The following is a 285-nucleotide window of genomic DNA, read 5'->3' as shown; positions in this document are numbered from 1 at the left end:
CTGGCCAGAATCATGGTATCGCTTCTGGAGTTGACCTCCGCAGAGCGGGCATCCACCCCCATGAATAGTATATTTACCTGTCCGTCGCCCAGCCAGGCCAATCCCGGAGCATTGCTCAACACGCCCAATCTTCCGCCCAAAAGCGACCCGATGAGGAAAAAGGCCAGGTAAATCCCAACTAATGTCACCACAAATTTTATTTTTTTATTTGTCTTTGCCATAATTCTTTATTATTCCTCGTTTCAAACCGATCTTTACTGCAGGATAAACCGTCTGAAAGCGTTT

Annotated in this window: 1 protein-coding gene; it reads right to left on the bottom strand. The window is 46.7% G+C overall.

The window, feature by feature from the left end; all coding sequences use genetic code 11:
• On the bottom strand, positions 1-191 hold a 191-nt coding region (locus tag B2633_RS12600; protein WP_483171049.1), incomplete at its 3' end, for a hypothetical protein.
• Positions 192-285: the final 94 nt, after the last annotated feature.

The organism is Syntrophomonas sp. UBA1041 (assembly GCF_002316705.1).
GTDB lineage: Bacteria > Bacillota > Syntrophomonadia > Syntrophomonadales > Syntrophomonadaceae > DTU019.
Note: the sequence above shows the minus strand (reverse complement) of the source record. Positions and strands in the feature narration are given on the sequence as shown.